We start from the raw sequence: 18,991 nt of genomic DNA on the forward strand, positions 1-18,991 counted from the left end.
CGCGGCGAGGAGCCCTTCGCAAGGACGATGCCACACCGGGCGATCGGCTGGAGCGACCTCGGACGCACGTGGCGCGCCCGGGGGCTCTCTGCATGAAGCACGGCGAAGCGGAGACGGCTGCTGGCCGCCCCGCTCGCCGATCCGCTTGCCGACCTACTTGCCGACCCAGGCGTTGAAGCGCTTGGTCAGGTCTTCAATGTTGTCGTTCCAGTAGTCGACGTCGATCGCGATCGCATTCTCGAGATTCTGCGGCGCGGTCGGCAGGTCCGCGGCGAGGTCGGCCGGGACGGCGGCCGCGGCGGCCTTGTTGGGCAGGCCGTAGGCGATGTCCTGCGGCAGCTTGGACTGGTTTTCCGGCAGGCTGGCGAAAGCGATGAAATCCATCGCCTGGTCCTTGTTCGGGCTGCCCTTCAGGATCACCCAGCTATCGACCGCGTAGATGCTGCCCGGCCAGACGGTCTTGAACTTGGTGCCCTCGGTCTTGTTGATGCCGCTGATGCGGCCGTTATAGGCCGAGGTCATCACGACCTGCCCGGATTTCAGCAGTTGCAGCGGCTGCGCGCCCGACTCCCACCAGACGATATCGGACTTGATTTCGTCGAGCTTCTTGAAGGCGCGGTCGACGCCGCCCTTGTCGCGCAGCACCTTGTAGACGTCCTTCGGCGCGACGCCATCGGCGATCAGCGCGAATTCGAGCGCATATTTCGGCCCGCGACGCAGGGCCCTCTTGCCCGGGAACTTCTTGGTGTCCCAGAAATCCGCCCAGGAGGTCGGCGCGGTCTTCAGCTTCTCGGAATCGTAGGACAAGAGCGTCGACCAGACGATCGCCCCGACGCCGCAATCGCTGACGGCGCTCGGCAGGAACTTGTCCTTGCCGCCGAGCTTGTTCCAGTCGAGCTTTTCGTAGAGGCCGTCGGCGCAGCCGATGGCGAGCTCGTCGGCCTCGACCTGCACGGCGTCCCAGTTCGGCGTCCCCGCCTTCACCTTCGCCTGGACGACGCCGACGCCGCCATCCCAGGATTCGTCGAGCACCGGCTTGCCGGTCTTCTCGGCGAAGGGCTTGAAGTAGATCTTGCGCTGCGCGTCCTGGTAGTTGCCGCCCCAGGAGACGACGGTGAGGTCGCGGGCAGCCGCCGTGCCGAGGCCGGCGAGCATCAGTCCAGCCGCGAGCGTCGAGCCTGCGAATAGGGCCTTCAACGATGTCATGGTCTTCTCCCGTTCTGATCCGGCTGCTCCGCCCCTCGCGGAATGCCGGCTACCTTGCCCGTATTGGACCTCGCTTCGCAGCCTCACGCTACGGAAATCTTCTTGCTGATCAGGCGCCGATCTCGCTCAACAATTGCGCGGGCGCCAGACGCAGCGCCGCCGCGCGGCGGTGCCCTTCGAGCCCCTCGCTGGCGCTCTGGCGCATGGCCGGCGGGGCCACGGCCGCGACGCCACGCTCGTCCAGCCATTGATGCGTGCAGGTCTTGAGGTAGGAGCCGACCCAGAGGCCGCCGGTATAGCGCCCGGCCGCCATGGTCGGCAGCGTGTGGTTCGTGCCGCAGCATTTGTCCGAATAGACCACGCTCGCGGCAACGCCGATGAAGATCGAGCCGTAATTGCGCAGCTTCGCGGCCGTTGCATGCGCATCGCGCGTATGCACCTCCAGATGCTCGGCGGCGATCTGGTCGGAATAGGCCAGCATCGTCGCCTCGTCGGCACAAACGGCGATCTCGCCATAGTCGCGCCAGGCCGCGGCGGCGACCGGCGCCGTCGAGAGGTTGCCGAGCTGGCGCTCGATCTCGACGAGCACCTTCTCCGCCAGGCCGCGATCCGTGGTGATCAGGCCGACGCGGGTGCGCACGTCATGCTCCGCCTGTGCCAGCAGATCGACCGCGATCGTCACCGCATCGCCGGTCTCGTCGGCGACGACGAAGATCTCGCTCGGCCCGGCGAGCTGATCGATGCCGACCAGGCCGAAGACCTGCCGCTTGGCCTCGTTCACATAGGCGTTTCCCGGGCCGACGATCTTGTCGACCGCGGGGATGCTTTCGGTGCCGAAGGCCATGGCGGCGATCGCCTGCGCGCCGCCGACGCGGAAGATCCGGTCGGCGCCTGAAAGGTGACAGCCCGCGATCATCGCCGGATGCGCTCCCGGGGGCAGGCAGGCGACGACCTCGTCGCAGCCGGCGACCTTGGCCGGCACGATCGTCATGATCGGCGCCGAGAGCAGCGGATAGCGTCCGCCCGGCACATAGGCGCCGATGCGCGCGATCGGAATGATGCGATGGCCGAGATGCAGCCCCGGCAGCGCCTCGATCTCCAGGGGAAGCAGCGTCTTGCGCTGCGCCTCGGCGAAGGCCCGCACACGCTCGATGGCGAATTCCGTATCGGCACGGGTCTGCTTCTCGAGCCCGTCGAGCGCAGCGGCGCGCTCCGCCGGCGTGATCTCGAAAGCCTCGATATCGAGCTTGTCGAACTCGCGTGAATAATGCCGCAGAGCGTCGTCGCCATCGCGCCGCACACGATCCAGAACGGCCTTCACCGTGGTCTCGACGGGAGTGTTGTCGCTCCAGGCGCTGCGCTGGGGGGCCTTGATGCGCGTGATCCGGGCGTCCAGGGCGGGGGCGGAGTTGGACATGCGGCGTGTTCCAGTGGGCGGGAATGGGCGGCAAGCTTCCCCGCCGCATGGCAGCAGCGCAAGGAGGGCGCCCGGGCGTGTTGAAGATAATCACCAATTGCGCTCAGATGCGGCGCCCGCATGAAGGAGGCCTTCCATGAAAATCGGCGACCGGTTGAGGGAGCTGCGCCAGCGCCGCAAGCTCAGCGTGCGCGCCGTCGCCCTGCGCTCGGGCGTGTCCCACTCTTCGATTTCGCTGATCGAGCGGGACCTGATCAGCCCGTCCCTCGACACGCTGCATGCGGTGCTCGACGCGCTCGGCACGACCCTATCGGGCTTTTTCCTGGATTTTAATGCGATGTCGCCGCCAAATCCGTTCTGCCGAGCTGCGGAGATGGCGGAAATCGGTCGTGCGGACGCCATTTCCTACCGCGTGATCGGGACCGGATTCCCCAACCGCTCGATGCTGATGCTGCATGAAACCTACGCTCCCGGGGCCGATACGGGCGAGGCCTTCTTTCATTCGGCCCAGGAGGGCGGCCTCGTCATCCGCGGCGCGGTCGAGGTGACCGTCTCGGGCCGGACGGCGATCCTGCACCCCGGCGATGGTTATTATTTCGACAGCCGCGAACCGCACCGCTTCCGCAATGCAGCCGACGAGCCGAGCGAGATCGTCAGCGCCATCACGCCCCCCACATATTAGCCGCGAGGAGATTGCCGCCAGAGAGGCTGGTCAGGATCTCCTTCCGGTTGACGGCGAAGGCGGTCGCCTCGCGCATCTTGATGTCGGTGAACGGCTTGCAAAGACGATTCAATTAGGGCTCGGCTATGCCCCGAACATGGGCTTCGGGGACGGATTCGACTGGCGATGGCGATGGCGACAGGACAGGCCGATGTCATCGTGCTCGGAGCCGGCATCATCGGCGTCAGCACCGCCCTGCATCTGCAGGAGCGCGGCCGCACCGTCCTGCTGGTCGATCGCGGCGAGCCGGGAGCCGAAACCAGTCATGGCAATGCCGGGCTGATCGAGCGCTCTTCCGTCGTTCCCTATGCCTTTCCCCGCGATCTCGCGACACTCGCCGCCTTCGCCTCGAACCGCTCCATCGCCGTGCGCTACCGGCCGGCGACATTGCTGCGGATGGCGCCCTGGCTGGCGCGCTACTGGTGGAACTCGGCGCCGGACCGACTCGACAGGCTGGGCCGCGCCGTCCTGCCCCTGATCGAGCGCAGCATCGACGAGCACCGGCACTGGACGAAAGCCGCCGGCACGGAGGCGCTGATGCGGAGCGAGGGCTGGATCGAGCTCTATCGTGACCCGCGCGCCCTCGCCCAGGCGGTTCGAACGGCGGCAGAGCTGAGTGGCTACGGGCTTGCTTATGACGTGCTCCAGCGTGAGGCCCTGCGCAGCCTGGAGCCTGCCTTGCTGCCCGATGCCGCAGCCGGCGCCGTGCATTGGCGCGATCCGGTGACGGTCCGCGATCCCGGCGCGGTGACGCGCGCCTATGCCGAACTCTTCTCCGCGCGCGGCGGCGCGCTGGCGAAGGCGGATGCGTTCGCCTTGCGTCAGGAAGGCGCGGAATGGCACCTCCCAACCAATGCCGGAACCTGGCGGGGCTCCGAGGTCGTCGTCGCGCTGGGGCCCTGGTCAGGCGATGTCTGTAAAGGCTTCGGCTACCGTTTCCCGCTCGGCTTCAAGCGCGGCTATCATATGCATTACGCCGCCGCGGACGAATCGGCGCCGCAATATCCGCTCTGCGATGCGCAGGCGGGTTTCGTTCTGAGCCGGATGCAGCGCGGCATTCGCCTGACCACCGGCATCGAGCTGGCCGGCCGCGACGAGCCGTCGGACACTTGGCAGCTCGATCGCGCGGAGAAGATCGCACGGCGGATCATGCCGCTCGGCCAGCGTCTCGATGCCGAGCCCTGGCGCGGCGCGCGCCCTTGCCTGCCCGACATGCTGCCGATCATCGGCCGGGCTCCCCGGCATCGCAGCCTGTGGTTTGCATTCGGCCACGCTCATCACGGCTTCACCTTGGGTCCGGCCACCGGTCGGCTTCTGGCGGAAGCGATGACCGGCACCCCACCCTTCTGCGATCTCAAGCCCTTCGCGGCCGATCGCTTCTAGGCGCATCATCGCCCCAAGGGGCAGGCCACGGCCACGGCTGAGCTGACGGCCGCCTGGATCCGCATTATGGTGCCGGCGCTTGAGCTCACCGGGGCTGCGAGCAGCCCGCCTTGCCTCCTCTCGACGCTTCCCCGAAAGCCCAGATGCGCCTCCTCCTCATCAACCCGAATACGATGCCGGAGATGACGGCGCTGGTCGTGCGGGCTATCCAGCCGCATCTGCCGCCGGAGACGACGCTCGTCCCGGTCACGGGCCGCTTCGGCGCGCAATACATCGCCAGCCGCAGCGCCGCCGCCATCGCGGCCCATGCGGCGCTCGACGCCTTCGCCGAGCACGGCGCGGATTGCGACGGCGTCTATCTCGCCTGCTTCGGCGATCCCGGCCTCCTCGCCCTCAAGGAGCTGGCGCGCGTGCCCGTGATCGGCATGGCGGAGGCATCGAGCCGGCTCGCGGCCCGGCAGGCGGAACGCTTCTCGATCGTGACCGGCGGCGAGCGCTGGGGGCCGATGCTGCGGGAGTTCCTCGGCTCGCTCGGGCTTGCTGGCCGGCTCGCCGCGGTCGAGACCGTGGCGCCGACCGGCGCCGACATCGCGCGCGATCCCGACGGCTCTGTCACCCTGCTCGCGGAAGCCTGCAACCGGACCGTGGCGCGTGACGGTGCCGGCGCCGTCATCCTCGGCGGAGCCGGGCTCGCCGGCCTTGCCGCGCGCGTCCAGCCGCATGTCTCCGTGCCGGTGATCTGCTCGGCCGAGGCCGGAGTGACGATGCTGCTCGAAACGCTGCGAGAGCCGCCGGCGAAACCGCAGAGCGGCGATTTCGCCCTCCCCGCCCCCGTCGGCAGCACCGGCCTCTCCGACAGCCTCTCGCGGCTGCTGGCAAACCCCTGAAGCGTCACCCCTTCGCGGCGAGCGAGACGCCGTTGAGTTCCGCGATCCAGTCCGAGATCATCGGCACGTAATCCCCGCCCCGCCCGCCGGCGACGGCGGTGGCGTAGCTGTTCTTCACGGCATTGCCGATCGGGTTCGCGACGCCGGCCGCATTGGCGACGCCTTCCAGATAGCGCACATCCTTCAACGCGTTGACGAGGGTGAATTTGTGCGCGTCGCGGTCGCGCTCCAGCACATATTGCATGAAGGTCTGGTAGAAGCCGCAATCCATTCGGCTGCCCCGGATCACACTGTCGAAGGTCTGCGGCGTGATGCCGATCTTCTGACTGAGCGTCAGCGCTTCGGCATAGATCGCGGCATAGCCCATCGAGAGGAAGTTGTTGATCAGCTTCATCTTGTGCCCGTCGCCGACGGGACCGAGATGGACGATCTTCTGCGCCCAGGCCTCGCAGGCCGGCCTGATCCGGGCGAACACCTCGGGCGCGGCGCCGATCATCGCCGAGAGCTGGCCCTGCGCGGCCTGTGCCGGCGTGCCGCCGAGCGGCGCATCGGCAAGGTGCAACCCCTTGGCCTCGAGCTCGGCGGCCAGCCGGACCGTGACGGTCGGATCGGAGGTCGAGCAATCGACCACGATCGTGCCGGGCTTCGCCCCGGCGATGATGCCGCTCTCGCCCTTGAGCACCTCCTCGACCTGCGCCGAGCCGGTGACGCACAGGAAGATGATGCCGGAGCGCGCCGCCAGCTCCGCCGGCGTCTTCGCCTCGACGGCGCCGGCCGCAACGAGATCCTCGACCGGCTTGCGGTTGCGGTGCCCCATCACGGTCAGGGAGAAGCCCTTCGCGACCAGATTGGCGGCCATGCCCTGGCCCATCAGCCCGACGCCGATAAAGCCGATCGCTTCCTTGCCAGCGCTCATTTTCATATTCTCCTGCTTGTCTGTATGAGTATGCGAACGGCAGAGATATCGACGAAACGACTGGCTTCGGGACGCTTGACGAGGCCAGCCCTTGACCTGGACCCCTGATGAACGCCGACGGCCCGTCCCCGCCAAGCCCCACGCCCCCCGCCGGCCGCAGCCGCGTCACTCTTCAGATCATCGCCGACCATCTGTCGGTCTCGACGGCGACGGTCTCGCTGGCCCTGCGGGATTCCCCGCTGGTCGCCGAGGCGACGCGCGGCCGCGTGCGCGAGATCGCGCGCCAGATGGGCTACAGCTACAACCGCAGTGCCGCGGCGCTCCGCACCGACCGCACCAACATCATCGGCGTCGGCTTTCACGACATCACCAATCCGTATTTCGCCGAGCTTCTGGCGGCGATCGACGGAGCCACGGCAGCCTATGGCCGCTCGATCCTGCTCGGCACCTATGCCGAGGATCTTGAGCGGCAGGAGCGCGTGCTGAACTCCCTGGCCGAGTACAGGCCCGACGGGATGATCCTCTGCCCGGCGGGCGGCAGCACGGCCGACAGCCTGCGCCACCTCGTCGATGCAGGCGTGCCCATCGTGCAGCTCTCGCGCGAAGTGCCGGGGCTCGGCCTCGATTTCGTCGGCGCGGACGACCGCCATGGCATCCTCCAGGCGATGGAGCATCTGATCGGGCTCGGCCACCGCCGGATCGCCTTCCTCTGCGCCAATGAGAGCATCTCGACCGGGCGCAACCGCTATCACGCCTATCGCGAGGGCCTGACGGCTCATGGCCTGTCGATCGACCCCGCGCTGATCTATTTCGCCTACGGCACGCGCGAGAACGGGCTCAAGGGCATCCAGCAGGTGCTCGACGCTCCCGCACCGCCGACCGCCGCCATCTGCATGAACGACCTCTCGGCCTTCGGCGCGATGCTCGGCTTGCGCCATCGCGGACGCGAGGCCGGCGTCGACTTCTCCATCGTCGGCTGCGACGACGTGAAGGAGGCGGCGCAATGGTTTCCGGCGCTCACCACGATCCACAATTTCCAGAACCAGATGGGCGCCAAATCGGCGGAATTCCTGCTGCGCCGCATCGCCGAGCCCGCCGCGCCGCAGCAGCGCCTGCTGCTGACGCCCGAACTCGTCCTGCGCGGGACGACCTGTCCGCCCCGCTGAGCCTTCAGGCATCGTTCGCGGGCTTGGCGTTGAGGGCGCGATAGGCCCGCACGACCTGCGAATCGTCGCGCCCGCCATGGCCCAGCCCTGAGGCCGCGAGGAACATCTGATGGGCCGATGCCGCCAGCGGCAGCGCGACCTTCGCCGCGCGCCCGGCATCGAGCACGATGCCGAGATCCTTGACGAAGATGTCGACGGCGCTGGCGACGGCCGGGTCGGGCTCCTGCATGCGCGGGCCGCGATCCCTGAGCATCCAGGAGGATGCCGCCGAGCCGCCCATGATCTCGAAGAGCAGGCGCCCGTCGATGCCGGCCTTCTCCGCCAGCGACAGCGCCTCCGCCGCCACCGCGATATGCACGCCGCAGAGGAGCTGGTTGACGGTCTTCACCGTCGCGCCCTGCCCCGGCTTCTCGCCGACATGGAAGACCTTGTCGCCGAGCGCATCGAGCACCGGCTTTGCCCGTGCGAAACTCTCCGGCGCCGCGCCGACCATGATCGTCAGCGTCCCGCCCTGCGCGCCTTTGACGCCGCCGGAGACCGGCGCGTCGATGAAATGCCGGCCGGTCTTCGCGACCTCCGCCGCGATCGCCTCGGCCTCGCCCGGCGGACAGGTCGCCATCAGGATCACCGTGGCGTCCGGCGCCAACGCCGCGAGCGCCCCGGCTTCGAAGAGCACCGCGCGCGCCTGCGCGGCATTGACCACCATCAGCACCAGTGCATCGGCGCCCTTGGCCGCCTCGGCCGCATTTGGGGCAGCCTGTCCGCCAGCCGCGGCCAGCGCGTCGCGCGCCGCCTCACGCATGTCGAAGCCGGTGACCCGGAACTGCCGCTTGACCAGGTTCTCGGCCATCGGCGCACCCATCGCGCCAAGCCCGATGAAGGCGATGCTGGAAATCGGCGTGTCTGGCATAAGTCAGGTACTTTCTCGGAGCTCGCATGCCACGCATGCAGCACCATGAGTTGAGCGCGGATGCCCGGCGCCGGACAAGCGGCGCCGGCGCATCGGCCTCATTCCTTCACCGCACCCGTCATCGACGCCACGTAGTAGTCGACGAAGAAGGAGTAGAGGATCGCCACGGGAATCGAGCCCAGCAGCGCGCCGGCCATCAGCGAGCCCCAGTGATAGACGTCGCCCTCGACGAGCTGGGTCAGCACCGCGACCGGCACCGTCTTCTTCTCCGCAGACTGGATGAAGGCGAGCGCATAGATGAACTCGTTCCAGGACAGGGTGAAGGCGAAGATGCCGGCCGAGATCAGGCCGGGCATGGCGAGCGGCAAGGTGATGCGCCACAACGTCTGCAGCCGCGTCGCCCCGTCGATCATCGCGCACTCCTCGAGCTCGTAGGGGATCGACTTGAAATAGCCGATCAGGAGCCAGGTGCAGAACGGGATCAGGAAGGTCGGGTAGGTCAGGATCAGCGCCAGCGGCGAGTCGAACAGGCCGAACTGGAAGATCAGCGTCGCCAGCGGAATGAACAGGATCGAGGGCGGCACGAGATAGGCGAGATAGATCGCCAGGCCCACATATTGCGAGCCCTTGAACCTCAGCCGCTGGATCGCATAGGCGGCGAGCACGCTGGAGAACAGCGAGAGCGCCGTCGCCACCGCCGCGACCATCATCGTGGTCCAGAGCCATTGCGGATAATCGGTCTGGAACAGCAGCCTGTTGATGTTCTCGAGCGTCGGCGACTTCACCCAGAACGGGTTGTTGTTCTTGTAGTCGAGCAGCTCGGCGTTCGGTTTGATCGCCGTGATCGCCATCCAGTAGAACGGGAACAGCAGCACGAGGAGGAAGAGCGACAGCGGCAGGTAGAGCGTGAGGAGGCGCCGCGGGCCGGACGACCAGTCGATGACGCCTTCGCGCTCCTTGTCCTTGAGATGCGGACGCGCACTGAGGGTTTGATCAGTCATTCTCTTCCCCCTGCTGCCATTTGCGCCGGGACAGGCCGAAATAGCTGAACAGCGTCGCCATCACGAGGAACGGGATCATCGCCACCGCGATCGCCGCGCCCTCGCCGAGCTGGCCGCCCGGGATGCCGCGCTGGAAGGCGAGCGTCGCCATCAGATGCGTGGCGTTCACCGGCCCGCCGCGTGTGATGGCGTAGACGAGCTGGAAATCGGTGAAGGTGAACAGCACCGAGAAGGTCAGCACGATCGCCAGGATCGGCATCAGCATCGGGAAGGTCACGTGCCGGAAGCGTTGCCAGGCATTGGCACCGTCCAGCATCGCCGCCTCGTAGAGCGACGGCGAGATGGTTTGCAGGCCGGCGAGCAGCGAGATCGCGACGAAGGGGATGCCGCGCCAGATATTCGCCGCGATCAGCGAAAAACGCGCCGGCCAGGGCTGGCCGAGAAAGTCGATATAGCTGTCGCGCCAGCCGAGCACGTCGACCAGCACATAGGAAATGATCGAGAACTGCGGATCGTAGATCCACCAGAAGGCGATGGCCGAGAGCACCGTGGGCACGATCCAGGGAATCAGGATGATCGCCCTGAGCAGCGACTTCATCGGGAGGTGGTTGTTGAGCAGCAGCGCCAGCCACAGGCCGAGCGCGAATTTCCCGATGGTCGCCACGCCCGTATAGAGCATCGTGTTCCAGACCGAGGTGATGAAGACCCGGTCGTACCAGAGCGACTGGAAGTTCTCGAAACCGATGAAATGGCCGACCCGGCCGATGCGCGTATCGGTGAAGGCGAGCCAGATGCCCAGGCCCAGCGGATAGCTCAGGAAGACGAGCAGGAACCCGGCCGCGGGCAGCAGGCAGAGGAAGACCAGGAAAGGCTTGTAGTCGAACAGACGCACCAGCCAGTTTTGCTGCAGGCTGTGGACGGTTCGCAATTCGGCGGCAGCTACGGCCATGGCGCTCTCGCGTTGGGGTCGGCTACGGCATCGGACCGAAAAGGAGAACCCATCTTTCGGAACAACCGGATGCGACGACACATCAGGAGATCATCGTTGTCGCGTCCGATCGGATGCGCGACGATCTCGCATCGGCCGCCGGACGAGCCGGCGGCCGTGAGGATTCCGGCTCAGGTCCGGTAGTAGCGCTTGGCGCGGCGCTCGGCTTCCGCCGCCGCTTCCTCAGGCGTCGCCTGACCGGCGCAGACCGAGGCGACCATCTGGACGACGACGTATTCGGCGTTGACCGTGCCGGCGGCCTCGTTGATCGAGCCCTTGTAGCCGCTCCACAGCGCCCGCTCCCAGGTGTCGCGATAGACCACGATCTTGGGGTCGCTCGACCACACCTTGCTCTCGGCATAGCCCTTCAGCGGCTGGGTCCAGTAGCCGTAGCAGCCGGTCAGCCACTTGTCGTACTGCTCCTTCTCCATCATGAAGCGGAGATATTCCTTGGCCGCGTTCGGGAATTTGGTGTGCTTGAACGCCATGGCGTTGATGATCAGCGCCGGCTCCGACGGCCGCCCGAGCGGACCGACCGGCATGGTCGCGTGGTTCAGGTCCTTGCCGATGGCGGCGGTCTTCTCGTCTTTCGAATTCTTGATCGAGAAATAGAGCGAGACGCCGTTCTGGGTGACGCCGATCTCGCCCGCCGTCAGCGCCTTGTTGTTGCTGATGTCGAGCCAGGAGAGCGTGCCGGGGATGAAGGTCTCGTAGAGCGCCTTGGCGTATTTCAGCGCCTCGATCGTCTCCTTCGAGTTGATCGCGACCTTGTTGTTCTCGTCGACCATGTAGCCGCCATGGGTCCAGACGAGCCAGTTGCAGTAGGCGTTGCCGTCGCCCACCGCATTGCCGAGCGCGAAGCCGGCAGGGTGGCCGTTTTCCTTGAGCTTGCGGCAGAGCTTGAGGAAGCCGTCGAGATCCTTCGGGAAGGTATCGAAGCCCGCTTCCTTGACCCAGGATTCACGATAGACCGCCGGCGCGCCCGACGCACCCATCGGGATCGAAACCCACTGGTTGGTCTTGTCCTTCTTGCCGTATTTCTCGGCGATCGGGTACCAGCCGCCATATTTCTTGCCGAGATCCTCGGCGATATCGGTCAGGTCGATCAGCTTGTCGGAGAAGATGTGCGGATCGTCGGCCCAGCCGACCACGACATCGGGGCCGGCGCCGGTATTGGCGGTCACCGCCGTCTGCGGGCGCAGATCCTCCCAGCCGGCATAGTCGACGCGCACCGGCACGCCGGTCGCCTTGGTGAAGGCTTCGGTATTCTCGTTGAAGATCGCCTGGTCAGGATCGACGAACTTGGTGGGGCGCAGCACGCGCAGCGTCGCGCCTTGCTCGATCTTGGCCTGCGCGATCGCCGGTGCCAGCGGCAGGCTCGCCCCCGCGGCAAACCCGGCGCCGCCGATCAATACGTCACGTCTCGAAATGCTCATGATGATATTCCCTCCGTGAAAAGCCGCGAGGGCCTGCATCGGACCCTCGTCATGCATGATTGTCGCCGTAAAACTGCGCCCGCGCGCGGCCCGGGCGACGGGCCCGCGCGCGATTGCCTCTAAAGACGCTTGCCGGTGGCCGCGTCGAAGAGATGGGTCACGCTGGTGTCGGGCGTGATGCGGATGGTCTCGCCCGGCTTGGCCGTGATGCGCTCGCGGAACACGCAGGTCAGGTTCTGCCCGCCGCAGCGGACCACCACCTGGGTCTCCGAGCCCATCGGCTCGATCACCACGACCTCCGCCTCGAGCCCGTTGGCATCGAGATGGATATGCTCCGGGCGGATGCCGAACACGGCGGCCTTGCCGTTCGAATCGGCCGGATGCTGACCGACCGGCCAGACCACCCCACCCTCCGTCTCGAAGCCCGACGCCAGGATCTTGCCCTTGAGCAGGTTCATCGAGGGCGAGCCGATGAAGGCCGCGACGAACAGATTGGCGGGCTTGTCGTAAAGGTCGAGCGGCGCGCCCATCTGCTCGATGATGCCGTCATGCATCACGACGATCTTGTCGGCCATGGTCATGGCCTCGATCTGGTCGTGCGTGACATAGACGGTCGTGGTCTTCAGGCGCTGGTGCAGCTCCTTGATCTCGGTGCGCATCTGCACGCGCAGCTTGGCGTCGAGGTTGGAGAGCGGCTCGTCGAACAGGAACACCTGCGGGTCGCGCACGATCGCGCGCCCCATCGCGACGCGCTGGCGCTGGCCGCCGGACAGTTGGCGCGGGTAGCGCTCGAGCAGATTGCCGAGGCCCAGGATCTGCGCGGCCTTGCTGACGCGCTCCTCGATCTCGGCCTTCGGCGCCTTCCGGAGCTTCATCGAGAAGGCCATGTTGTCGGCGACCGTCATATGCGGATAGAGCGCATAGTTCTGGAACACCATGGCGATGTCGCGCTCCTTCGGCGGAACGTCGTTCACCACCTTGGGGCCGATGCGGATCTCGCCGCCGGAGATGTTCTCCAGCCCCGCGATCATGCGCAGCAGCGTCGACTTCCCGCAGCCCGACGGCCCGACGAGAATGACGAACTCGCCATCATCGATATCGATGTCCACGCCGTGGATGACCTGCGTCGAGCCATAGGCCTTGCGCACGTCGGCAATCTGGACAGATGCCATGTTTTCTTCCCTGCTTCCGTTCCCTTGATCCTCGCAACTGCGCGAGCATCGCTGTCGCCTATCGGCTTCTTGTGACCGATTGATGCATATGGCCCCGCCTCTCCTGAGCGGTTGTGTCCCCATGCGTCTGCGATAAAGTCATACGATAGCCGGAAAGCTGTCAAGCGCGACACAGGTCGAACCGGGTTCAGGGGAAACGCGATTGGCACAGAGCGAGAGGACGGGTCGATCGATGCGGATGCGCGATTTCTCGCGGCCGACGACGCTCAATCCCGACAGGCTTTTCGGCCAGGTTGCCCAGAGGCTGGCGGTCGCGATCATCAGCGGCCGGATCGGCGCGGGCGAGCTCCTGCCCAACGAGGACGACCTGCGCGCCGACATCTCGGTTTCGCGCACCGCCTATCGCGAAGCGGTCAAGGTGCTCACCGCCAAGGGGCTCGTCGAAGCACGTCCGAAAAGCGGCACGCGCGCCGCCCCGCGCGACCGCTGGAACCTGCTCGACACCGATGTCCTGGCCTGGCATTTCGAGGCCGACCCGAACGAGAAATTCATCCGTGATCTCTTCGAGTTACGCCGATTCGTCGAGCCCAGCGTGGCGCGGCTGGCGGCCCAGCGCCGCACCGCCGCCGACATCGCCCGCATCGAGGCCGCGTTGCGGGCCATGATCGACAATCCGCCCTATTCGGATGCTTGCGTGCGCGGCGATCTCGCCTTTCACGAGGCCATCTTCGCGGCCTCGCAGAACGCTCCGCTGCAATGCCTGTCGAGCGCGGTCATCGCCACCCTGCAATGGTCGCTCGTGCTGAAGAAAGGCGTCGACGAGGCCTTCATCGCCTCCCTGCCAGATCACGAAAACATCCTCGCTGCGATCGTCGAGCGCGATGGCGATCTCGCCGCCGTGCGCATGGCGGGACTGGTCATCGACAGCTTGAACACGACGCTGGCATCGGTGAATGTCAGCCAGGCCGAACCCGACAAAATCACCCGAATAAAGCATACTAAATAACAGCCCCGCCGATACGGCGTGACGCTGGCAGCCCGATCACAGGCCTTCCGAGGGGTACCCGGCGGCTAAATTCGAATTTAATCGATTCACAAGACACGAATCAACGCAGAGATGGACCAGACGACGATGCCAGCTTCCGACCGCACCGAGATCATCCAGACCGGCCCGCTGATCGCCCATGCCGCCGATCAGCTCAAGCAGCACTTCACCGTCCACGAATTGTGGAAGGCGGCCGACCGCGCCGGCCTGCTGCGCGAGGTCGCGGATCGCGTGCGCGGCGTCGCCGCGGGCGGCGGCCACAACCGGGTCGACGGCGCGCTGTTCGACGCGCTGCCCAAGCTCGAGGTCATCTCCAGCTTCGGCGTCGGCTACGACCATGTCGACGCGGCCGAAGCCGGCAAGCGCGGGCTCGTCGTCACCAACACGCCCGACGTGCTGACCGACGAGGTCGCCGACCTCGCCATAGGCCTGCTGATCGCCACGGTCCGCCAGCTCCCGCAGGTCGATCGCTACCTGCGCGAGGGCAAGTGGCTCAAGGGCAATTACCCGCTCACCACCTCGCTGCGCGGCCGCAAGGTCGGCATCGTCGGCCTCGGCCGCATCGGCAAGGCGGTGGCGCAGCGCGTCGAGGCCTTCGGCCTGCCGGTCGTCTATCACGGCCGCTCGCGCCAGCCGGACGTGTCCTATCCCTACTATCCCTCGCTGGTCGACATGGCCGCCGATGTCGACACGCTGATCTCGGTCGCGCCGGGCGGCGCCTCGACCCATCACATCATCAACGCCGAGGTGCTGAAGGCACTGGGTCCCAATGGCATCCTGGTCAATGTCGGACGCGGCACGGTCGTCGACGAGCAGGCGCTGATCAAGGCGCTCAAGGACAGGACCATCCTCTCCGCCGGCCTCGACGTCTTCGAGGACGAGCCGCGCGTACCCGCAGAGCTGATCGCCATCGAGCATGCCGTGCTGCTGCCCCATGTCGGCTCGGCCTCCGTCCACACCCGCGAGGCGATGGGCCAGCTTCTGGTCGACAACATGGTTTCATGGTTCGATGGCAAGGGTCCGCTGACGCCCGTGCCGGAGACACCATGGAAAAAGGCCTGATTCGCCGGCTGCTGCCGCTTCTCCTTCTCGGCGCCGGCAGCTTGCCGGCCGCCGCCCAGTCGGCGCCGCTTCCGCGTGGCGCCGACAAGGCTCCGGACGCGATCCGGCGCTGGCTCGGCGCCTGGGAGCTCGAACTCGCCGACGCGCCGCGCCGCTGCACCCTCACCTTCGGCACGGAAGCGACCGCAAACGGCCGCCAGTTGCGCTTCCCCGCGACCTGCCGCCGCGCCCTGCCCATCCTGGACAGCGCGACGGCCTGGACGCTGAATGCGAGCGGCCAGCCGCAACTGCTCGACGCCGGCGGCAAGGCCGTGTTGAGCTTTCAGGGCGGCTCCGCCGAAACCGGGGTGGAGGGCAAAGGCAGCGACGGCAAGGGCTATCGCCTCTCCGGGAAGGGGCATCCGCGCCTCGCCGCCCGTGCCCCGCAGGGCGCCGCCGCAGCTGCATCCGAAGCCGCGCAACGGCAGACGACGGTCGATCCGGCCCAGGCACCCGCGCCCGAGACGGTCCCCGGCCGCTACATCCTGATGCGCCAGCAGAACCGCGAGGCCTGCCGCCTCGTGCTCTCGGCCCCGGCCGCAGGCGGGCAGCAGGGCGGCACCGCCTTCGAGGGCTCCTGCCAGGATGTCGGCCTCACCATCTTCGACCCCGTCGGCTGGCGCTATGCCGGCGGGCGGCTGTCGCTCGTCGCCCGCCGGGGCCACGGCACCGAGCTCGTCTTCGAGAACGGCCAGTGGCGCAAGGACCCCGCCATCGGCGCGCCGCTGCTGATGCGCAAGCTCGCGCCCTGACGGCGACGGCCGACGGCGTCATTCGGCCGCGGTAGCCGGCTTCAATACACCGCGCCGGACCTGGTCCTCCTCGATCGATTCGAACAGCGCCCGGAAGTTGCCCTCGCCGAAGCCGTCATCGCCCTTGCGCTCGATGAACTCGAAAAAGATCGGCCCGAGCACCGTGCCGGAGAATATCTGCAGCAGGACCTTGCTCATCCGGCCCGCCTTCTCGCCAAGCGCCACTGCCCCCTCGCCATCGATCAGGATGCCGTTGGCCTTGAGCCGCTCGACCGGCTCGCCATGGTTCGGCACGCGGGCATCGACCTTCTCGTAATAGGTCGCGGGCGGCGATGGCATGAACGGCAGGCCGTTGCCGCGCAGGGCCTCGACGCTGGCGTAGATGTCGCGCGAGCCCATGGCGACATGCTGGATGCCCTCGCCCTTGTACTGGCGCAGGTACTCCTCGATCTGGCTCCTGTCGTCGAGGGATTCGTTGATCGGGATGCGGATCTTGCCGCAGGGCGAGGTCAGCGCCCGCGAGATCAGGCCGGTCAGCTTGCCCTCGATGTTGAAGAAGCGGATCTCGCGGAAATTGAAGAGCTTGCCGTACCAGCCGGCCCAATGGTCCATGCGGCCGCGATGGACGTTGTGGGTCAGGTGATCGAGATAATACAGCCCCGCCGGCTCTGGATGCGGGTTTTTCTCGCCGATCCATTCGAAATCGACATCCCAGATCGAGCCCTTCTCGCCATAGCGATCGACGAAGTAGAGCAGCGAGCCGCCGATGCCTTTCACCGCGGGAATGGCGAGCTCGCCGGGGCCGATTCTGCTCACATAGGGCTCAGCGCCGAGCGAGACGGCACGATCGAAGGCCTGCTTCGCATCGACGACGCGGAAGGCCATCGCGCAGGCGCAAGGCCCATGCGCGGCGGCGAAATCCTGCGCGAAGGAATTCGGCTCGGCATTGACGACGAAATTCACGTCGCCCTGCCGGTAGAGCGTCACGCGCTTCGAACGGTGGCGCGCAACCGGCACGAAACCCATCGTCTCAAACAGCGCGCCGAGCTTTTCCGGCTCCGGATGCGCGAACTCGACGAACTCGAAGCCATCGGTGCCCATCGGATTCGCCTCGGAGATTTCAGGCGGCGCGGCATCATGCGGAAACGGTCCCATAGCGATCTCCTCCTCGAGATGATCGCCATGATCGCGCGACCCGGCGGCATGTGGCGTGCAAACTCAATTGCAAATCCGAAAATGACGCACGATATTCGCATTCAAAGCGAGAAGGCCGCACGAAATGACCGCTCTCGACGCATTCGACTGGCGCCTGCTCGATGCCTTGCAGCAGGATGCGTCCCTGACCAACGCGGCCCTGGCCGAGCGGGTCGGCCTGTCCGCGAGCCAGGTCTCGCGCCGCCGCCAGCGTCTCGAACAGGAGGGCGTGATCCAGGGCTATCGCGCGGCGCTCGATCCCTCGGCGGTCGGCCTCGGCGTCATCGTCTTCATCCATGTCGCGCTCGACACCCATTCCCGCGACAATGCCCGTCGCTTCCGCGATCTCGTGCGTCTGACCCCGGCGATCCTCGAAGCCCATGCGCTGACGGGCGAGGCCGACTACCTGCTCAAGGTCGCCGTCGGCGATCTCAAGGAGCTCGCCCGACTCGTGAACGAAGTGCTGATGCCGCATGAGAGCGTGGCCCGCGTGCGCTCCGAGATCGCCCTCGAAACGCTGAAGGAGCCGGGTCTGTTGCCGCTGCCGATGACTTGAGCGCGAAGCTGTGCAAACTCCTGCCTTCGTCAGGCCGTCTTTGCATGGCTGATCCGACCGGCCGCATCCGCGCCTAGCCGAAATCGTCAGGGAGAACCGACATGTTCAACGCCAAATCGCTGCTCGATGCGCTGGTCAACGCCGGCAGCCAGGCTGCCGGGCAGACGGGCCAGCAGGGCGGTCTTAGCGGCGTGCTCGGTGGGCTGGCGGAGCAGGTTCAGCGCTCGGGCGGGCTCGGCGGCCTCGCCGGCCAGATCCTCACCCAGGCCACGCAAGGGCTCGGCGATGCCGCACGCCAGACGGGCGTGCAGCAGGGCGCCTCGGATGCGCTCGGCCGCGCCACCGGCGGACGGACGCCCGACGAGTTGCTCGCGCAGGCCAAGGGCGTCCTCACCAGCAATCCGGCCCTGGCGACCGCCGTTCTGGGTGGCCTCGGCGCGCTCGTCTTCGGCACCGGCGCCGGCCGCTCGGTCGCGGCGTCGGCCGCCAAGCTCGGCGGCATGGCCCTTATCGGCGGCCTCGCCTACAGGGCCTACCAGAATTACCAGGCCGGCAAGCCGCTCCTCGACGGCAATCATCAGCAGATCCTGCCCGCGCCCGCCGGCAGCGGCTTTGAGCCGCAGGCCGCCACGGAGGCGACGGCCCTCACCCTCATCCGCGCCATGATCGCGGCCGCGGCGGCCGACGGCAACATCGATGCGCAGGAGCGCGGCGCCATCCTCGGCGGCCTCAAGGACGCCGGGCTCGATGCCGAAGCGCATGACTGGCTGACGAAGGAGATGGCCAAGCCCGCCTCGATCGATCAGCTCGCCGATGCCGCCGCATCACCCGAGATGGCGGCGCAGATCTATACGGCCGCGCGCATCGCCATCAATCCGGATACGCCCGCCGAGAAGGACTTCCTGGCGGGTCTGGCCGGCTCTCTCGGGCTCGACGCCGAGCTCGTCGCCAATATCGACGCCGCCGCGAGCACCGCGAAGGTCTGAGCCGACCTCGCTTCGCTCGGCGGCTGCTGCGCGCGCCCGCGGCGTAACGAATGACGGGCATGGGCAGCAGCGTCCATGCCCGACGCCCCGGAGCCGTCTTGGCCTCCGGAGCCGGTTTCCGCGATCATGGAAGCCGCCCGTTAAGCATGGCGTT

The 18,991-nt window shown here is 67.0% G+C and carries 19 protein-coding genes; 9 read left to right on the top strand and 10 right to left on the bottom strand.

The features are described 5' to 3' along the window. Positions 1-153: 153 nt before the first annotated feature. Together AB6806_RS11125 and hisD are read right to left on the bottom strand one after the other, a co-directional pair. A complete protein-coding gene (locus AB6806_RS11125; RefSeq protein ID WP_051988178.1) occupies positions 154-1,155 on the bottom strand; it encodes an ABC transporter substrate-binding protein in 1,002 nt (333 codons plus the stop codon). A 160-nt stretch (positions 1,156-1,315) separates the two neighbouring features. Further along, the gene (hisD, locus tag AB6806_RS11130) at positions 1,316-2,623 is read right to left on the bottom strand and encodes a histidinol dehydrogenase (protein ID WP_370954621.1); all 1,308 of its coding nucleotides are present in this window, start codon (positions 2,621-2,623) and stop codon (positions 1,316-1,318) included. A 136-nt stretch (positions 2,624-2,759) separates the two neighbouring features. Here hisD and AB6806_RS11135 point away from each other — a divergent pair, with 136 nt between their 5' ends. Next, complete coding sequence (locus tag AB6806_RS11135; protein ID WP_142022095.1) at positions 2,760-3,305, top strand: cupin domain-containing protein; 546 nt, start codon at positions 2,760-2,762, stop codon at positions 3,303-3,305. Here AB6806_RS11135 and AB6806_RS11140 read toward each other — a convergent pair. Then, complete coding sequence (locus tag AB6806_RS11140) at positions 3,286-3,417, bottom strand: hypothetical protein (RefSeq protein ID WP_260368441.1); 132 nt, start codon at positions 3,415-3,417, stop codon at positions 3,286-3,288. The two genes, AB6806_RS11135 and AB6806_RS11140, sit on opposite strands and share 20 nt — an antisense overlap. A gap of 59 nt (positions 3,418-3,476) precedes the next feature. Here AB6806_RS11140 and AB6806_RS11145 point away from each other — a divergent pair, with 59 nt between their 5' ends. Together AB6806_RS11145 and AB6806_RS11150 are read left to right on the top strand one after the other, a co-directional pair. Further along, a complete protein-coding gene (locus tag AB6806_RS11145; RefSeq protein ID WP_142022184.1) occupies positions 3,477-4,727 on the top strand; it encodes an NAD(P)/FAD-dependent oxidoreductase in 1,251 nt (416 codons plus the stop codon). A gap of 143 nt (positions 4,728-4,870) precedes the next feature. Beyond that, complete coding sequence (locus AB6806_RS11150; RefSeq protein ID WP_142022096.1) at positions 4,871-5,614, top strand: aspartate/glutamate racemase family protein; 744 nt, start codon at positions 4,871-4,873, stop codon at positions 5,612-5,614. A gap of 4 nt (positions 5,615-5,618) precedes the next feature. Here AB6806_RS11150 and AB6806_RS11155 read toward each other — a convergent pair whose 3' ends face one another. Continuing rightward, on the bottom strand, positions 5,619-6,665 hold the full coding sequence (locus AB6806_RS11155) for an NAD(P)-dependent oxidoreductase (RefSeq protein ID WP_370954622.1): 1,047 nt from the start codon (positions 6,663-6,665) through the stop codon (positions 5,619-5,621). Here AB6806_RS11155 and AB6806_RS11160 point away from each other — a divergent pair. Then, positions 6,638-7,696, top strand: coding sequence for a LacI family DNA-binding transcriptional regulator (locus tag AB6806_RS11160; protein ID WP_038363641.1), 1,059 nt, complete (start codon positions 6,638-6,640; stop codon positions 7,694-7,696). The two genes, AB6806_RS11155 and AB6806_RS11160, sit on opposite strands and share 28 nt — an antisense overlap. Before the next feature lie 4 nt (positions 7,697-7,700). Here the strand turns inward: AB6806_RS11160 and AB6806_RS11165 are convergent, their stop codons facing one another. The 5 genes from AB6806_RS11165 to AB6806_RS11185 all read right to left on the bottom strand — a co-directional run bounded on the left by AB6806_RS11165 (position 7,701) and on the right by AB6806_RS11185 (position 13,203). Further along, complete coding sequence (locus tag AB6806_RS11165; RefSeq protein ID WP_370954623.1) at positions 7,701-8,606, bottom strand: NAD(P)-dependent oxidoreductase; 906 nt, start codon at positions 8,604-8,606, stop codon at positions 7,701-7,703. 98 nt (positions 8,607-8,704) lie between these two features. Next, positions 8,705-9,607 (bottom strand): carbohydrate ABC transporter permease, encoded by a 903-nt coding sequence (locus AB6806_RS11170; protein ID WP_112763606.1) that lies wholly within the window; start codon positions 9,605-9,607, stop codon positions 8,705-8,707. Further along, positions 9,600-10,556 carry a carbohydrate ABC transporter permease gene (locus AB6806_RS11175; RefSeq protein ID WP_038363634.1) on the bottom strand — a complete coding sequence of 319 codons (957 nt, stop codon included), beginning with the start codon at positions 10,554-10,556 and terminating at the stop codon, positions 9,600-9,602. The genes AB6806_RS11170 and AB6806_RS11175 overlap by 8 nt, the downstream gene beginning before the upstream one ends. Before the next feature lie 170 nt (positions 10,557-10,726). Then, complete coding sequence (locus tag AB6806_RS11180) at positions 10,727-12,031, bottom strand: ABC transporter substrate-binding protein (protein ID WP_370954624.1); 1,305 nt, start codon at positions 12,029-12,031, stop codon at positions 10,727-10,729. 119 nt (positions 12,032-12,150) lie between these two features. Then, complete coding sequence (locus AB6806_RS11185; protein WP_038363631.1) at positions 12,151-13,203, bottom strand: ABC transporter ATP-binding protein; 1,053 nt, start codon at positions 13,201-13,203, stop codon at positions 12,151-12,153. Positions 13,204-13,441: 238 nt separating this feature from the next. Between AB6806_RS11185 and AB6806_RS11190 the strand changes: the two genes are divergently transcribed. The 3 genes from AB6806_RS11190 to AB6806_RS11200 all read left to right on the top strand — a co-directional run bounded on the left by AB6806_RS11190 (position 13,442) and on the right by AB6806_RS11200 (position 16,101). Further along, positions 13,442-14,209, top strand: coding sequence for a FadR/GntR family transcriptional regulator (locus AB6806_RS11190; RefSeq protein WP_051988096.1), 768 nt, complete (start codon positions 13,442-13,444; stop codon positions 14,207-14,209). Between the two features lie 111 nt (positions 14,210-14,320). Beyond that, positions 14,321-15,310 (top strand): 2-hydroxyacid dehydrogenase, encoded by a 990-nt coding sequence (locus tag AB6806_RS11195; protein ID WP_370954625.1) that lies wholly within the window; start codon positions 14,321-14,323, stop codon positions 15,308-15,310. Further along, positions 15,295-16,101, top strand: a complete 807-nt coding sequence (locus tag AB6806_RS11200) for an AprI/Inh family metalloprotease inhibitor (protein WP_185747957.1) — start codon at positions 15,295-15,297, stop codon at positions 16,099-16,101. The genes AB6806_RS11195 and AB6806_RS11200 overlap by 16 nt, the downstream gene beginning before the upstream one ends. An 18-nt stretch (positions 16,102-16,119) precedes the next feature. Here the strand turns inward: AB6806_RS11200 and hppD are convergent, their stop codons facing one another. After that, complete coding sequence (gene hppD, locus AB6806_RS11205) at positions 16,120-17,256, bottom strand: 4-hydroxyphenylpyruvate dioxygenase (protein WP_113253668.1); 1,137 nt, start codon at positions 17,254-17,256, stop codon at positions 16,120-16,122. Between the two features lie 124 nt (positions 17,257-17,380). On the opposite strand from hppD, the gene AB6806_RS11210 reads away from it, so the two are divergent. Continuing rightward, a complete protein-coding gene (locus AB6806_RS11210) occupies positions 17,381-17,851 on the top strand; it encodes an Lrp/AsnC family transcriptional regulator (RefSeq protein ID WP_113253667.1) in 471 nt (156 codons plus the stop codon). A gap of 101 nt (positions 17,852-17,952) precedes the next feature. After that, positions 17,953-18,837, top strand: a complete 885-nt coding sequence (locus AB6806_RS11215; RefSeq protein WP_038363618.1) for a tellurite resistance TerB family protein — start codon at positions 17,953-17,955, stop codon at positions 18,835-18,837. Positions 18,838-18,991: the final 154 nt, after the last annotated feature.

The sequence above is a fragment of the Allobosea sp. RCC_152_1 genome (genome assembly GCF_041360765.1).
GTDB lineage: Bacteria > Pseudomonadota > Alphaproteobacteria > Rhizobiales > Beijerinckiaceae > Allobosea > Allobosea spartocytisi.

Coding starts and splice junctions, on each gene's coding strand:
- AB6806_RS11170 (WP_112763606.1), bottom strand. CDS start 9,607: ATGACTGATCAAACCCTCAGTGCGCGTCCGCATCTCAAGGACAAGGAG.
- AB6806_RS11180 (WP_370954624.1), bottom strand. CDS start 12,031: ATGAGCATTTCGAGACGTGACGTATTGATCGGCGGCGCCGGGTTTGCC.
- AB6806_RS11185 (WP_038363631.1), bottom strand. CDS start 13,203: ATGGCATCTGTCCAGATTGCCGACGTGCGCAAGGCCTATGGCTCGACG.
- AB6806_RS11195 (WP_370954625.1), top strand. CDS start 14,321: ATGGACCAGACGACGATGCCAGCTTCCGACCGCACCGAGATCATCCAG.
- AB6806_RS11215 (WP_038363618.1), top strand. CDS start 17,953: ATGTTCAACGCCAAATCGCTGCTCGATGCGCTGGTCAACGCCGGCAGC.
- AB6806_RS11175 (WP_038363634.1), bottom strand. CDS start 10,556: ATGGCCGTAGCTGCCGCCGAATTGCGAACCGTCCACAGCCTGCAGCAA.
- AB6806_RS11150 (WP_142022096.1), top strand. CDS start 4,871: ATGCGCCTCCTCCTCATCAACCCGAATACGATGCCGGAGATGACGGCG.
- AB6806_RS11135 (WP_142022095.1), top strand. CDS start 2,760: ATGAAAATCGGCGACCGGTTGAGGGAGCTGCGCCAGCGCCGCAAGCTC.
- hppD (WP_113253668.1), bottom strand. CDS start 17,256: ATGGGACCGTTTCCGCATGATGCCGCGCCGCCTGAAATCTCCGAGGCG.
- AB6806_RS11125 (WP_051988178.1), bottom strand. CDS start 1,155: ATGCTCGCCGGCCTCGGCACGGCGGCTGCCCGCGACCTCACCGTCGTC.
- AB6806_RS11200 (WP_185747957.1), top strand. CDS start 15,295: ATGGAAAAAGGCCTGATTCGCCGGCTGCTGCCGCTTCTCCTTCTCGGC.
- AB6806_RS11210 (WP_113253667.1), top strand. CDS start 17,381: ATGACCGCTCTCGACGCATTCGACTGGCGCCTGCTCGATGCCTTGCAG.
- hisD (WP_370954621.1), bottom strand. CDS start 2,623: ATGTCCAACTCCGCCCCCGCCCTGGACGCCCGGATCACGCGCATCAAG.
- AB6806_RS11165 (WP_370954623.1), bottom strand. CDS start 8,606: ATGCCAGACACGCCGATTTCCAGCATCGCCTTCATCGGGCTTGGCGCG.
- AB6806_RS11190 (WP_051988096.1), top strand. CDS start 13,442: ATGCGCGATTTCTCGCGGCCGACGACGCTCAATCCCGACAGGCTTTTC.
- AB6806_RS11160 (WP_038363641.1), top strand. CDS start 6,638: ATGAACGCCGACGGCCCGTCCCCGCCAAGCCCCACGCCCCCCGCCGGC.
- AB6806_RS11145 (WP_142022184.1), top strand. CDS start 3,477: ATGGCGACAGGACAGGCCGATGTCATCGTGCTCGGAGCCGGCATCATC.